The organism is Polyangiaceae bacterium, assembly GCA_016715885.1.
In the GTDB taxonomy this organism is placed as follows: domain Bacteria; phylum Myxococcota_A; class Polyangia; order Polyangiales; family Polyangiaceae; genus Polyangium.
On the sequence record JADJXL010000015.1, the window covers coordinates 161,267 to 175,282 of the forward strand.

General features: G+C 60.6%; 12 protein-coding genes, 1 tRNA gene and 4 pseudogenes. 11 read left to right on the forward strand and 6 right to left on the reverse strand.

The features are described 5' to 3' along the window. Positions 1-4 precede the first annotated feature (4 nt). From IPM54_14175 to IPM54_14185, 3 genes are all read right to left on the reverse strand, one after another. Positions 5-424: a DUF4476 domain-containing protein gene (locus IPM54_14175; protein ID MBK9260950.1), complete on the reverse strand. Its 420-nt coding sequence runs from the start codon at positions 422-424 to the stop codon at positions 5-7. Positions 425-443: 19 nt separating this feature from the next. Beyond that, positions 444-725, reverse strand: coding sequence for a hypothetical protein (locus tag IPM54_14180; protein ID MBK9260951.1), 282 nt, complete (start codon positions 723-725; stop codon positions 444-446). 104 nt (positions 726-829) lie between these two features. Beyond that, the gene (locus tag IPM54_14185) at positions 830-1,021 is read right to left on the reverse strand and encodes a hypothetical protein (protein ID MBK9260952.1); all 192 of its coding nucleotides are present in this window, start codon (positions 1,019-1,021) and stop codon (positions 830-832) included. A gap of 188 nt (positions 1,022-1,209) precedes the next feature. Between IPM54_14185 and IPM54_14190 the strand changes: the two genes are divergently transcribed. From IPM54_14190 to IPM54_14200, 3 genes and pseudogenes are all read left to right on the forward strand, one after another. Beyond that, positions 1,210-1,815 (forward strand): 2-hydroxychromene-2-carboxylate isomerase, encoded by a 606-nt coding sequence (locus IPM54_14190; GenBank protein ID MBK9260953.1) that lies wholly within the window; start codon positions 1,210-1,212, stop codon positions 1,813-1,815. Further along, positions 1,794-2,240, forward strand: a complete 447-nt coding sequence (locus tag IPM54_14195) for a hypothetical protein (protein ID MBK9260954.1) — start codon at positions 1,794-1,796, stop codon at positions 2,238-2,240. Before IPM54_14190 ends, IPM54_14195 begins: the two co-directional genes overlap by 22 nt. Before the next feature lie 57 nt (positions 2,241-2,297). After that, a pseudogene (locus IPM54_14200) lies at positions 2,298-3,416 on the forward strand (D-alanine--D-alanine ligase). A 9-nt stretch (positions 3,417-3,425) separates the two neighbouring features. Here IPM54_14200 and IPM54_14205 read toward each other — a convergent pair. After that, positions 3,426-4,455 (reverse strand): annotated as a pseudogene (locus tag IPM54_14205) (hypothetical protein). Positions 4,456-5,477: 1,022 nt separating this feature from the next. Here IPM54_14205 and IPM54_14210 point away from each other — a divergent pair. Together IPM54_14210 and IPM54_14215 are read left to right on the forward strand one after the other, a co-directional pair. Further along, a pseudogene (locus IPM54_14210) lies at positions 5,478-7,653 on the forward strand (ATP-binding domain-containing protein). Between the two features lie 172 nt (positions 7,654-7,825). Further along, a tRNA-Met gene (locus tag IPM54_14215) sits at positions 7,826-7,902 on the forward strand. A gap of 63 nt (positions 7,903-7,965) precedes the next feature. Here IPM54_14215 and IPM54_14220 read toward each other — a convergent pair. Beyond that, positions 7,966-8,848: pseudogene (locus IPM54_14220) on the reverse strand (LD-carboxypeptidase). On the opposite strand from IPM54_14220, the gene IPM54_14225 reads away from it, so the two are divergent. Further along, positions 8,772-9,377 (forward strand): hypothetical protein, encoded by a 606-nt coding sequence (locus IPM54_14225; GenBank protein ID MBK9260955.1) that lies wholly within the window; start codon positions 8,772-8,774, stop codon positions 9,375-9,377. The pseudogene IPM54_14220 and the gene IPM54_14225 overlap by 77 nt on opposite strands. A 52-nt stretch (positions 9,378-9,429) precedes the next feature. Here the strand turns inward: IPM54_14225 and IPM54_14230 are convergent, their stop codons facing one another. Beyond that, the gene (locus IPM54_14230) at positions 9,430-10,155 is read right to left on the reverse strand and encodes a hypothetical protein (protein MBK9260956.1); all 726 of its coding nucleotides are present in this window, start codon (positions 10,153-10,155) and stop codon (positions 9,430-9,432) included. 513 nt (positions 10,156-10,668) lie between these two features. Between IPM54_14230 and IPM54_14235 the strand changes: the two genes are divergently transcribed. The 5 genes from IPM54_14235 (at position 10,669) to IPM54_14255 (ending at position 13,998) form a co-directional block, all read left to right on the forward strand. Further along, positions 10,669-11,508 carry a hypothetical protein gene (locus IPM54_14235; GenBank protein MBK9260957.1) on the forward strand — a complete coding sequence of 280 codons (840 nt, stop codon included), beginning with the start codon at positions 10,669-10,671 and terminating at the stop codon, positions 11,506-11,508. 2 nt (positions 11,509-11,510) lie between these two features. Then, complete coding sequence (locus IPM54_14240; GenBank protein MBK9260958.1) at positions 11,511-12,971, forward strand: hypothetical protein; 1,461 nt, start codon at positions 11,511-11,513, stop codon at positions 12,969-12,971. A gap of 12 nt (positions 12,972-12,983) precedes the next feature. Beyond that, a complete protein-coding gene (locus tag IPM54_14245; GenBank protein ID MBK9260959.1) occupies positions 12,984-13,385 on the forward strand; it encodes a hypothetical protein in 402 nt (133 codons plus the stop codon). Between the two features lie 137 nt (positions 13,386-13,522). Further along, a complete protein-coding gene (locus IPM54_14250; GenBank protein ID MBK9260960.1) occupies positions 13,523-13,708 on the forward strand; it encodes a hypothetical protein in 186 nt (61 codons plus the stop codon). Positions 13,709-13,713: 5 nt separating this feature from the next. Next, complete coding sequence (locus IPM54_14255) at positions 13,714-13,998, forward strand: type II toxin-antitoxin system RelE/ParE family toxin (protein MBK9260961.1); 285 nt, start codon at positions 13,714-13,716, stop codon at positions 13,996-13,998. Positions 13,999-14,016 lie beyond the last annotated feature (18 nt).

Consider the following 14,016-nt stretch of genomic DNA (forward strand, 5'->3'; position numbering starts at 1 on the left):
CTTTTCAGCGGGCAAAAATCGCTGCGACTTTTTGCTTGTCGGACGAAAAGTCGAAATGCTTTGCCAAAAGCATCGCATTTTCGGGGTCGACGATGCGGTCGGCAAGCTTTTTCACGACCGTGACGCGGTCCGAATTGAACCACAACGTATCCAGAATTTGCCCCACCTGCTTGACGGTGAAGTGATTTCGCTGCGCCGCCGTCTCGACGACGCGAAGCTTGTCCGACTCGAAACCCGAGCTTTCGAGCAAAGCCACGAGCGCTTCGAATGACCCACGCTTCATACCTTGCGGTTTTGGTGGGAAAAACGTTCCTGGAACGACGGGCGGCGGAGCCGGCGTTTGCACGACCGGAGGAATCATTCGAATCGTCGGTGCAGCACTCACGCCCCACGCGATTTCGATGGTCCCGCCCGTCGCTTGCACCGACCCCCTCCACAAGAGCTTACGACCACGCTTCGCGACGATTTCGTACGTGCGCGGAAGAAACCGTCAGGCTCGCCGGCAATCCAAATTGGCCCAGCGTCGATTCACCTTGCAGAATGGTGACCGTGCCGTTTTCCGGGGGCGTAACGCGTATTCGAGTATTCGATGGGATGGGTTGAGGAATCGGCGAATGCCGCATCGATGGTTCACCACGGCGGTGCGTTTGTCCGTGGTCGGCCCCTGCTACGAATGGCGTAAGCAGCGCGCCCATCATCATTATCGTGGCCAGGATCCTACGCATGAAACCACCTCCGCGTGAGCAACGCCTTCGACGGGCGCTCGCGACGGATGATTCATCCCGGCTGCAATATTGTGGATTTGGGCGGGAATTTGGCGGAAGCCAAGTCAGATGTGCTCGATCGACTTGAACATCTCGGCGATGAATTGCGTGCGGGGCTTGATGAGTCGATCACGCATGCCCGTCGGGCGCACTTTGATGATCCCCGTCTGACCCTTGAGGTCATTTCCGAGCAGGGCGTCGTCGTTGAATACGTAGCCGTAGTCCTGGGATTTCTGTGGCTTTTTGTCTTCGGCCAATGCAGCGGTGGAAAAAGGCCAATGGTCAGGCTTGCAATGAGGGCTGCCGGGATCGTCGTCTTGCGCATTGTCGTGCCTCCGTCTGCCCTTCCGACACGAGCGCGCTCACGCGCTTGGGATCGATTCGAATTTTTCTTCGTGCCCTGTCTGCGCAAGGCACCATGCTCGCGTTCGAAAGACCTCCCACCATGAAAACCGTCTCCTTCTTCTTCGACTTCTCGAGCCCCTTTGCGTACCTCGGGTCGACCCAGATCGAAGCCGTTGCCAGACGCTCGGGCGCCGCCGTCCTCTACAAACCCATCCTGCTCGGAGCTCTCTTCAAATCGATTGGCACTCCAAACGTTCCCCTGCACGCGATGCCCCCGGCAAAGTCGCGCCTGACCACGACGGACCTCTACCGCTGGGCCGATCACCTCGGTGTGCCCTTGAAGTTCGCTTCGCGCTTTCCCATGAACACCGTCAAGCCGTTGCGCCTCGTCTTCGCCGCGCCCGAAGACAAGAAGGCGTCGCTCGTTCACGCCATCTACCGCGCGTATTGGGTCCTCGACCGCGACATCTCGTCCGACGACGTGCTCACGGACATCGTCACGAGCGAAGGGTTCGAGGCAGAGTTTGTCCAGGTAACGTCGGACGAACGCTACCGAAAGGCGCTCAGGGAAGCCACCGACGAGGCCGAACGTTTGGGCCTCTGTGGCGTACCGAGCTTCCTCGTGGGTGATCAGCTCTTCTGGGGTCAAGACAGGCTGCTTTTCGTAGAAAAAGCGCTCGAAGGATGGCGACCTCGCATCGGCTGACGGATCGACGTGTCTGGAATTTTCCGAGACCAAACGAATTCAGAACCGAGGCAACTCGCGGCGCGACAATTGAAGCATTTGTTGTCGTATGCAGTCGCGATCTGTGCTTCTGGGTCGTCGCTGCGCTGGTCCTGAGCAGCTCGGCGGCAGTACAGGCTGCAGAGTTTGGCGTTCCGAACGCGCATCCGCTCGCCGACGATTCCGATTCGGCGCGTGACATCGATGTGGGTACGCGTCTCGTCGCCACGGCGGACGTGAAGCTGCGCGACGTGTCGCTCAGCAAGGGTGCGAAGGTCACCGTGCGCAAGCTCGAAGAAAAACGAGGGCGCATCGCATCGTTCGATGTGGAGCTTCCGGACGGGTTCGTGCTTCGGCACATCGACGCTGGCACGATTCGCAGATCCTTCGCCGTAGCATCCGACTGAGCCGTAGCGCGTCACGTTTTTCGTCCTTCACTCGCGCGGTGCTAGGGTGCGGCCGTCATGTCTGCACCACGCAAGCTCCGAGTTGCCGTGCTGTTTGGCGGTCGTTCTGCCGAGCACGAGATATCGCTTCTTTCCGCGCGTAACGTCGTCCAAGCGCTCGATCGGGATCGTTTCGATCCGATGCTCGTCGGCATCGACAAGAGCGGGCGCTGGCTGCTCCAGGAAGAAGCCGTCCTGCTCGCCGCTGCGCGCGATCCTCGTCTCGCAAAGCTCGCGCAAGACACGTCGTCGGTGTCGCTCCTCGCGCACCCAGATGAACGCGGCGAAGCGGCTCTCACGGTCGCGGGCGGTGCACAGGAAGCCATCGACGTGGTGTTTCCGGTGCTTCACGGGCCGATGGGCGAAGACGGATGCATCCAAGGGCTGCTCGAATTGGCAGGTGCCGTACGTCGGATCAGGGGTGCTCGGATCATCCGTCGGCATGGACAAGGACGTGATGAAGCGCTTGCTCGAGCAAGCAGACATTCCGATCGTTCCTTACGAAACCGTACGAATCGGTGATTGACGCGTCATGCGGCGCGGCCCTGGAGCGATGTTCTGCGCTGACAGTGCCGCTCTTCGTCAAGCCCGCGAACCTTGGTTCTTCCGTTGGAGTAACCAAGGTGAAAGATCACGCCCAGCTCGGCGCAGCGATCGATCTTGCGTTCGAGTACGACACGAAGGTCGTCGTGGAACAGGGTGTCGAAGGCGTGCGCGAGATCGAATGTTCGGTGCTGGGTGATGAAGATCCGATCGCGAGCGTTCCAGGGGAGATCGTCGTCGATCATCCCGACGGGTTTTACTCGTACGCGGCCAAGTACATCGACGAGCATGGTGCGACGACGCGTATTCCTGCAGATCTCACGACAGCGGAAGCGAGTGCCGTGCAGCTTCTCGCGCTCCGCACGTTCCGTACACTCGAAGCATCGGGCCTTTCGCGCATCGACTTCTTCATGGACAAGCATCGATCGCTGTACGTGAACGAGATCAACACGCTTCCTGGGTTCACGTCGATCTCGATGTATCCGGAAGCTTTGGGAAGCGAGCGGCATTCCGCCTCGAGAGCTCGTGAGTCGACTCATCGACTTGGCGCTCGCGCGAACCGAACGACGGCGAAAGCTTCGCACGTCCGCCTGAACGCTTTCGTCAAGCGGGCTCGATGCATGCGCCATGCGCCGCAAGGCCCGGCTTTCGCACGGTCACTGGACGAAGCGCTTGCAGAATGGCGTCGTGTTTGTCCGGGGATGCCCAGATGAGCACGTGCCCGCCTGCGCCTGCGCCGCAAGCGCGAATGACTTCGACGTTCAGGTCTTCGATGCGACGAGCAAGCTCGATCGCGAGACGATTTGCCTGAGGATCACGTCGCACCTTCGCCGCAGCGCTGCGTCGCATCGCCGCAAGCAATCGCGGAAGCGAACCATCTTCGAGCGCTCGAGCGGCATCCGCAGCGGATGCAACCAGTGCTTCCACGCAGCCGAGCGCCGCTTCAGCGTCGACACGTTCGAGCACTTCGCCCGATACGCGACGCACGTGCGTATCCACGAGGAGCAGGCCTTCTTCGAGTGCGGCGAGGAGCGCCCGATCGACGGGATGCGCGTCATGTTCGTCCAGCCGGCTTCGGCAAACGACAGGTCGAGAATGCCACCGCGGCGAAGACTTGATCTTGCGAAACCACACACGAGTGACAATCGTTCACGTTCGATCGTCGTCAGCTTCGCGCACGATGGCTTCCGCCGTCATGGTTTCTCCAACCGACCACTTCAGCGCCGATAGCGCCGCAGCGGCTGCCAGCGCTACCTCCAAGTCCTGCACCGGGAGCGATATCCGTTTCGATACGAACGTGCACTCCATCGGTCACACCCGTGTGTGCGAGAGCGGCTTCGAGCAAGCGAAACGAAATGGCGTTCGACGGCGGATCGTTCGACGATCGCGTCATGCACTCTTGCACGACGGGCACTTCGAATCGCACCCACCCTCGATCGAATGGTTCGACGACGGCACGCACGCGCAAGTTGATGGCGCTTCCGACCACTCGACCCGGCACGCCTGGAACGAACGGTGGCAAGTCGCTACCGCCACCGGCGAACGAGATGCGCATCGGAGCGCTTGCGACGACACGTCGCTGCGGTGTCCGATCAGCGCGCGAGTGCGTTGTGAGAACCGCGCATGTGTTCATGGTGTCCGAGCAGCGTGTCGCTTTTTGCCTGGTGCTTCGATGCGGCGTCGTTCGAGTCGAGCTCGATCGTTTCGTGCTCAGGCAGTTCACGGCACACCGTGTTTCGATGCCGGAACTTACGTGCACGTTGCGCCGTGACCCGTTCGGCGCGCATGCCGCGCGGTGCAGCATGTATCGAGCCATCGAAGGGAGTTGGGGCGGTGAGCATGCACGACGCAATGGATCTGTCCGCGGAGCGATCACGGCCGTGGTTCGTTTAATTGGGCAGCGTGGGCGAGCTCGATTGGTCCGCATTTTGCGCGCGCGTTCGATGTCCAAAATCCGATCGATCAGCCTGAGGCCAGAGAGGAGCACGCGACGTTCTCCAACCTCGCCATCCGGCTCCGTATCGGCATAACCCATGCAGCGAAAGGGCATCCGATCGAACCGCGAAAGCTCGGCTTCGGAGTGCCACCACTGCGATGCGACTGGCCACGTCGATGACCAAGTCCCGATCTCTGGAGCAATCCATTTCTTGGCTGCGTGATCAGTAGCTGCGTGAGCTCCACGCGATACGTCGAGAGGGCAGCGCCCACAACGCTTGCCGATGCCGCAGCGATCGCGCAATGAGCTCGTGCAATCCGTCGCCTTCGTCTTCCCAGGGGCCATCCATCGTTCCGTACAAAGCATACATAGAAGCGACATGGCCGTGGGGTTCCTCGACGCATGAAACGAGCTCGACATTCACCGCGTCGATTCGACTGCGGGAGCACGCCCCGGGCACACCATGTACGAGCGCGCCGAACAACGCTCCGCCTTGCGTCGCCTTTGAGAATCAGTCAAGACGCACGACTCTCGACGCAACGCCTCATCCCAGGATCCATGCAGTCGGACGACTCGTTCAAGCGGGCGAGCGCAGTCGACTGTCGAGGCGTCGGCAACTCAAATCCCACTCCTCCGCGCTACGTACCCATCGTGACCGCCAAAACGTCGATCCCCACACCGAACCGCTACGTTCAGCAGTGAGTCTGGACAAACTTTCCATGCCGTCGAGTAATCCGGACGCTCAGGAAACCATCCCGCGCGAGGAAGAAGCGCTGCTCGAACGCGTGCGCGCACATCTCGCGACGATCGCCTGCGGCCCCCCGCCCATGACGGATTTCGAAGAGAGCTTTGTCGCTGCGCGATCATATCGCGTCCGCGCGCCTCGAAGACGTCCCCGCGCTCGTGCAGCAAATGGAGCGTGTTGCGGGCGTTGCGGCACGTCGTGCGGAAATCGTCACCGAGCCTGTGGATCCGCGCGCGCCGTACTTCGGTCATCTGCGCCTTCGTGAAACGGGAAAGCCCGATCGAGACGTGCTCATCGGGCGCACGACGCACATCGATGCGAAGGCGGGCGTATGCATCGTCGACTGGCGTCACGCACCCATCAGTCAGCTTTATTATCGCTACGAAGAAGGCGCGAGTACGAAGAGACGTTCGGTGAACGCGACGTCGAAGGCAAGTGCTCGTGCGTCGTACGGTGACGATCGACGACGGCAAGCTCTACCGAATTTCGTCGCCGCAAGGCGCTATTCGTACCGAGGTGAAACGGATTGGCGGACGCTGAGCAGCCGCGCGGTCGAATTGTCCGGCGGTCAAGGCACGGCGATGCGTCCTGAAGACATGCGCGGCTCGCCGGGTACGGGCGCGGCATTTGCGGCGAAAGAGGATCGGCATCTGCCCGAATCGCCGCGCTGCTCGACCCCGGCAGTTCGAGCTCATCTCGCGACCCGACGCGGGCATCGTCGTCATTCAAGGTGGAGCGGGCAGCGGCAAGACGACCATCGGCATTCACCGCATGGCGTTTCTCGCGTTCAACAATCGATCAGCGCTTCTCGGCCGACAAGATGGTCGTCATCGTCGGAAGCCCCGCGCTTCGGGCGTACATCAGCGAGATCTTGCCTGCGCTCGGCATTGGAAACGTCGTCGTGAAATGTTTGCCGAGTGGGCAAAAGCCGCGAGGACGCGAGCTTTCCCGTGGCTCGAAGTCCCCGTCGAAGAGAGCACGCCGAGTGTCGTCACGCGGTACAAGACGCATCCAGCGATGCTGCACTTGCTGGAGAAGCGGGCGCGCGCTTATCGCGACGATCCGAGCACGCGCAAAGATTCGCGCGGCATCCTCTACTTCTGGGCTGATCTGCTCACGGACAAAGAGCGCATCGAACGAACGTTCGCATTCAAGCCAACGATCCCGAGTTCGGGCTCGACAAGGCGCGCCAAGCGTGGCGCTGGTGGTGCAGAACGATGCCCCGCGGTGCTCGACCGAGATCCCGGTGATCGAACCGAGCGCAAGGCGGCGATGGCGGACGAGCCCATGGATGCGGACGTCGATGGAGATCGTTTTGAGTGCGGATGATCGCCCGGTCGATGACGACGAGCGCGCGATGCTCGATCCCGAAGATGACGCGCTTCTTTGAGGGCATACCAAATCATCAAGGGCGATCTGAAGAAGGGCAAAGCGCCGCTCGTGCACGAACATCTCTTCGTGGACGAAGCGCAGGACTTGGCGCCGATCGATCTTTCCGTGCTCTTGGGCGTCGTTTCCGAGCGCAAATCCGTGACGCTCGCGGGTGACACGGCGCAGCGTCTTTTCATGGATTCGGGCTTCCGCGATTGGAGCCTCGTGCTGAACGACTTGGTTTGTCCACGGTGAACATCGAACCGTTGCGCATTGCGTATCGTTCGACACGTGAAGTGCTGCATTTGCCCGCCACGTACTCGACCTCTTGCGGATCCCACGCCGCCGGTCGCGCCGCGTTCGGGTGCGCCGGTCGAGCATCATCCATTCCCGAGCCAAGGAGCGGCGGTAGCGTTTCTCGCCGAAGCACTTCGTCCGCTGTTTTCCGCGAGCCTCGCGCGACGGTTGCGATTGGCGCGGCATCCCGAGCAAGCGGATGCGTATTACGAGGCGCTCGCGATGGCCGAGATCCCGAACCTGAGGCGCATCCGTTCGTACGAGTTTGCGTTTCGACCGGGCGTCGAAGTGACCGAAATTCGGCAGGTGAAAGGCTTGAGTACGACTACGTGCTCGTGGACGTGAACGCGTCGACGTATCCCGAGGACGACGAGTCGCGCCACTTGCTGCACATTGGCGCAACCCGTGCGGCGCATCAGCTCTGGGTGGTTTCAACGGGCAAACCTTCGCCGCTTGTCCCGGCAAGCCTGCTTGGTGAATGAAACGCGGCGGAGCAGTGGAGGCTCGGCTCGGACAACCCGCGCTCGAGCCCCAAAAGCCCGAGAAATCCGCATCGGGCGAGGATTCGTCATCGGAGACGTAAGACGGTCTTGACTCTTGCGCGGTTGGGAGTAGCTTCCCGCTCGCCTTCGCCACTTCTGAAGCGAAACGTGACGCGGGGTGGAGCAGTCTGGTAGCTCGTCGGGCTCATAACCCGAAGGTCGTAGGTTCAAATCCTGCCCCCGCAACCAGCGGAGCGTGGAGACAGCCGTAGGCGCTGTCTCCACATTCTGCATTTTGTAGCCCGAAAATTGTCATGCCGCAGCAGGCGCGCTGACGTGGACAAACCCCGTCTTGCCCAATTCGGCATGAGCTCCCACGCGCCATGCGAGGTTCGTCGAACCGTGGCCGGTGGGAAGTCCGAACCATACGGGCACGCCGAGCGGTTCGAGTGCTTCGCGCAGAACGTCGTGCAGCGTGTAATCGGCGCCCGACGGAGGCTCGCACTTGACGAAATCGCCAAGCGCGATCGCGAGGGCACCATCGAGCGCGCCGCTCAGCCGAAGCTGCATGATCAGCCGATCGATACGATAGGGCGCTTCGGTCACGTCTTCGAGCACGACGATCGCGCCTTTGCCGTCGAGCGCCCAAGGCGTCCCCGCAAGGCTCGCGAGGACGCACAGATTTCCCGACGACCCTGCCATTCACCGAATATGCAGGCCCGGCGAAGTGCTCCGCAGGAATGCGCAAATTCGTTTCACCTGCAAGCATTTTGCGTAGGTGCGATCGCGTAGCGTCGTCCACACGCGTCGCGATGGTTTCGAGCATGGGGCCATGCACGAGCGGCCCGCCGCGGCGTTTGTCGAGGTACGTGAGCAGGGCGGTCGCATCCGAGCAGCCGATCACGGGACGAGCATCGGGAAGACGGGCTGGCAAATGCGGCAGGCATTGCATGCAGCCATATCCGCCTCGGGCGAGCCATACGGCATCGATGCTTTCGTCGGAAAGGGCCCAGACGAGATCGCTCGTGCGTGTTTCCGTCGTGCCCGCCGTGAAATGGTGTTTGTCCGCAATGTGCGGGGCTCGCGATACGCGGTAACCCCAGCTTTCGACGAGAACGATGCCGGCTTCGACACCTTCGAGGTTCGGGATACCGGCAGGAGCGACGACGGCGATATTCGCGTTTTGTTTCAACATGGGCGCAAGGACGCTCGAGTTCGGTGCGTCGAGTGGAGGCGTAGCACGAAGTGTGCGGGTCTTGCCGCGTCTCGCGATTCGAGGTGGAATCGGCGCGCATGGTCCCGAGCGGCGCGTGTCGGCGTGTTATCTGCATGGCGCTTCGTTCATGGAGCAAGCGCAAGCAAAGAGCCGACCGACCGGCATCGTGGTGGTAGCTATTTTGATGGGCTGGAGCGGGCTGCTCACGATTGCGTCGATCATTCCGCCGCTCGCACCGGTCGGCCTCCCGAGCTGGGCGATAGCGGTCGACGTTGCGCTTGGCATTGCAATGCTCGTCGTCGCCTGGGGCTTGTTCACGTTGCGCATGTGGGCCTACGTCGTGACGATTGGCATTCAGGCCGTGAATGGCCTTTTTGGCATCATTACGGTCATTGCGGCTCCTCGCGCGTGGCCGGCGTGGATTGCGGTTTTGATGGCAGCCGTCATCATCGGATATCTGACTCGTCCGCACGTGCGAGCTGCATTCGGCGTCATGCGGCCGGTGTGATTGAAACAGGTCGACGAAGATGGCCATCCCTTGCCAATGGATGGCCGTCGTATCAACCCGGCCCCACACCTTCTCCGGGCGCTTCGGTTGTCGCGCGTTTGGCCGCCTTTTTTCGTTTGGCAAGACCAAGCCGAATCAAATGGTCACGCCGCTTGATCACCGTGCGCGCCGTTTCCGACCAATCATCGTACCAGGCGCGAAGCGCCGCCAGATCTGCATGCCGAGCTTCCGCGGTCGGGTCCGGTGTGACTTCTGGCCCGAACCCTTTGGCGGTCTCGACCAATTTGCGCATCTTCTCGCGCTCTTCTTTCGTAATGCCGCGTTTCGACAGCGTTGCCAATGCTGCATGGTCGGCTTTGCGTGAAGATTTGCGCTCCGGCGAATTTTCCAGTGCATCCAGCCGCTCGAGGAACGTGCTCACCGAAATGACCGACGATGCGCCCGTTGCCGCTTCGAGGTCCTTGAATACGAACGCCGCTTGGTCAGGATGTAATCGTTCGAGCGCTGCCCGACACACTCGAAACGTCGGTTCGTCCCACGCATCGATCGCCGCAATCGCCTTTTGCGCATCATTGTCCATTGAAATGGTTTTTCCTTCGCCATATCCTGCGACCCGATGCAAACGCTCCCACCCCTCGGCGTGATCCTCCTGCGTATAACCTCGAGCTGCAAGTACGGTGCGAATGACGGCTGTCGTGCCGACTCCGCGAAGGAACGTGAGCACGCGAGCGGGGGTTTCTTCGAGCGTCTGACGGCTGAGCGACTGCGCGGCAATCATGCAGGTTCTCCTTTGGAAAGTAATGAGTCCAGGCAAAGAGTAGGCTCGCGTTGCCATGCACACAAGCCCTTTCATCGGATGACTGAAGCTTGCAGATGAGCGCGGATCGCTTGTCGACAAGCTGGCGAGGCTTGTCGATCGAGCGCGCAGCTTGTCGATCAGCGCGTGAAGCAAGCATCCGCACGCCGCAAGCTTCGCAGCGCGCTCGTCTAGGTGACGCACACCGCAACGAAGCTGGCGCGAACCGGCGACCGGGCCAATTGGGCAGCGTCGTAAGGCCGCCATGAGCAAGCTGGATACCCTTTCGTCGACGTGACGGGTGCCGCAGCTCGTCCGACGAGCCTTGCCCATGAGTCGACAAGCTTCGCAGGCGCTCGACGAGCCTTCGACCAGTTGACGGTCGCCTCCCTATCGTAAATCAGGTGGTGTTTCTTTTCTTCATCGTGCCGACGTCGTCATACGACTTGACTTCGCGCTCCATGCCCGTGATACCGTCGCCGGACGAGGGGACCCATGCTGAACTTCGATACGAAGCGCGAGGCGATCAAGAGGTTGGACCAGGCCGTCGCGGCGTACAACGCCATCTCGCCGCAAGTGCTCACGGATGCGCAGTCGCTTCATTGGCTCCGCCAATCGACCAGCCGGGAAATCATCGTCGCGGTGGAGTCCTACGTCAACGAGCTGGCGAACTCGCCGAAGGAATTCGAGAAAAGCGTCACGGAATACCGCGTTGCGCTCGAGCGCTTCGAGGTACTCGTGCATTCCGTGAAGACCGATGCAGTCCACATCGATGTGAAGAGTGGTGTGGGAGCGGGTGCCTCGGTTGGTTTGGTGGCGGCCGCTCCTGCTGCGGCAATGGGCATCGCCACCACCTTTGGAACTGCGTCTACCGGCACGGTCATTAGCGCTCTTTCGGGGGCAGCGAAAATGAATGCGGCGTATGCATGGCTCGGCGGCGGAGCGCTCACCGCCGGCGGCGGAGGAATGGCAGCCGGGCGCATGGTTCTTGCCGTGCTTGGCGGACCGATTGGATGGGGCGTCGGAGCGGTTGCGCTGGTTGGGACGGCGGCTTGGACCAACCACAAGAATGCCGAGGTTGCACAGCGAGCAGACCGCGAAGCCGAATCGATTTACGCCAAGACGCGAGCATTGGAGCATGCCAGGACAGAAATCCACCATCTGCATTATTTGACACAACAACATGCCGATGGTGCGCGAGCTCAATTGGCGTGGCTCAGAACCTACGCGCCGCGTGATTATGCCCAATTTACACCCGACGCCAAGAAGAGCCTTGGCGCTTTGGTCAACAACGTCCAATCGCTGGCGAAGCTCCTGAACACACAGGTCACGTGACGATGAGCAAGCGACCTGTCGTTTCAGAGCCGCACGTCGTTGCTCAAGTTGCTGGTGGATTCGTTGCTGCTGATTTTGCCGCTCGTGCAGCTTCGAAGGCGGCCGATTTGGCGCGCCAAGACGCGGCCATGGCTGCCGCAATGCGCGAGGTCGAGCGGATTCGCGAGACCATTGGATCGCCCGAGCATATTATTGGCAATCCCAGCACGAAACATGGCGAGATCGCGGAATACGTCGAGGTCGGCGTTCGCAATGCTCGACAGATTCTCGAAGGGTTGACGCCAACCGCAATGAAGGACGGGCTCCCTCGTAATGGCCCCGTCGATTACGTGATCGATGGCGTGGATGTCCAATCGAAATTCATCAATGGGGAGGCGAAGACTTTGGAGCATGTGCTCGATCACATGCGCAAGTATCCGAATTTTGGCCGAGACGGCTCCTACTATCACATCCCCAAGGATCATTTTGAAGTCATCGAAAAAGCCTTGAAGGGGGAACCTCACGCAGGTTACAGCGAAAAAGCGATGCGTGGCATTGTGGAGCGTGCGCGCGAGATCCATCGCCTCTCGGGTCAGGATGATTTCGGCACCGTCGTGCGATCAGGCATCTCAAAGTATGCCGATGTTCAGCAAGGCCGAGTGCACAGTACGCTCGATCATCACGAGAACGAACTCTCAAAGCAAAACAAAGCTTTGAAAAGCGAGATTCGCGCGCGTCATGCGCCCAGCTTGGCGGGTGCGGCACAAGCGGCAGGCGTAGGCGCAGCGGTTGGTGCCGGGGTTCGGCTTGCCGCTTCCGTTTGGAAGAAGCACGAGCAGGGAAAGCGCGTTTTCGCGGGCGACTACACCGCACAGGACTGGCAAGACGTCGGTGTCGATGTCGTGACAGGCGCAGCGCAAGGCGGAGTTTCGGCGGCCGCGATTTACGGGCTTACCAACTACGCTCGGCTTGTGGCACCGTTCGCGGGTGCTGTCGTTTCGAGCGCTGCAGCGGTCGGGGAGCTCGCGCGCCGCTACTATGCGGGGGAAATATCGTTTGATGAGTTGTGCGAGCTTGGAATGGTTTCCTGCATCGAAGGAGCGGTGGTCGGCCTGGCCGCTGCTGCCGGGCAAACGCTGATTCCCGTGCCGGTGCTTGGCGCGACGATTGGTGCAATCGCAGGCCGACTGCTGGCTTCCTCTTGCCGAAACATGCTCGAGAGGGATTCGAGGGCGGTTGCCGCTCGCCTGCAAGCACAGCACGACGAGACGCTTGCCAAAGTCGACCAAGTGGGACGGCAATTCATTGAAAGCATGACGGCTTGGTTTGATCGTCTCGGAGACTTGACGGCTGCGGCATTCGACGTGCAGGCCAATGTGGATCTGCGCCTCATGGCGAGCGTTCAGCTCGCGCGCTTCCACGGTGTGGACGAAAAAAACATTCTCGAAACGGTTTATGATGTGGATCGGTTTTTCCTGACGTGAGGGGTGAACATTATGCGTGCAATCGCTGCGCACATAGATGAATTCGAGCCGGACCTGTACATTCAAGCGCTGGTTGCCGTTGCATCGTGCGACGGCATGACGAACGACGAGTTGGACTTCATCAAAGGGCAGGCGCAGATGCTTGGCGTGGATCCGGCCGCGGCGCTGGCGGCTCCTGTGATGGTGCACGATGTATCACGCGCAATGACCCAGATTACCCGGAAGCTTGTCTATCGGGACTGCTATGTGCTCGCGAGCATCGATGGAGCTCCGAACGCACGAGAGCGCGGTATTCTCGATCAGTTGCAAACCGTGCTGGGTTTGACGCCTGAAGTGTGTGGGAAAATCGAAGATTGGATGAATCGCTATTCCGCGTTGTTGGAAGAGGGAGAAACGTTGCTGGCGGATGCCTGAGCCGAGAATGGCGGCGACGCGTTGCAGACAATCTCGTTCGTTCGCAACCGCTACCCGTCACCCCCGGAACACAACCTCCATTGTTCCCGCCGTCGCGAGCCGTTTCCGATGGCGTGTACGTGTGCTACACTGTGGCCATGCAACACGCCGTCGCCAACAAACAGAAGATCCTAGATGCTCTAGAAAGTCTTGCTGACGACGCAAGCGTCGAGGAAGCAATTGAGCGATTGTACTTTCTTGCCAAGGTAGAGCGGGGTGTCGCACAACTCGAGAGGGGCGAGGGCATCGACCATGAGGACATCAAGCGACGAGTTGGCCTGTGACGGCAATTCGTTGGTCGCCGCAAGCCGCTGACGACCTGGAGGCTATTCGCGACTATATCGCGCGAGACTCATCGCAGTACGCAACGCTTGTGGTGCAACGAATTGTCGGAGCGATCGACCTCCTTGCCACCTCCCCACAAATGGGACGTGTCGTGCCTGAATTGCGCAATCCCGAAGTCCGTGAGCTGCTCGTCGGAGCATATCGTGTCGTGTACCGCCATCATCGGGCTATCGTCGAAATAGTGACGATTTTTCACGGCTCGCGATTGTTCCGCGAGAACGACGTCTGAGCGACGAAACTTGTGCAT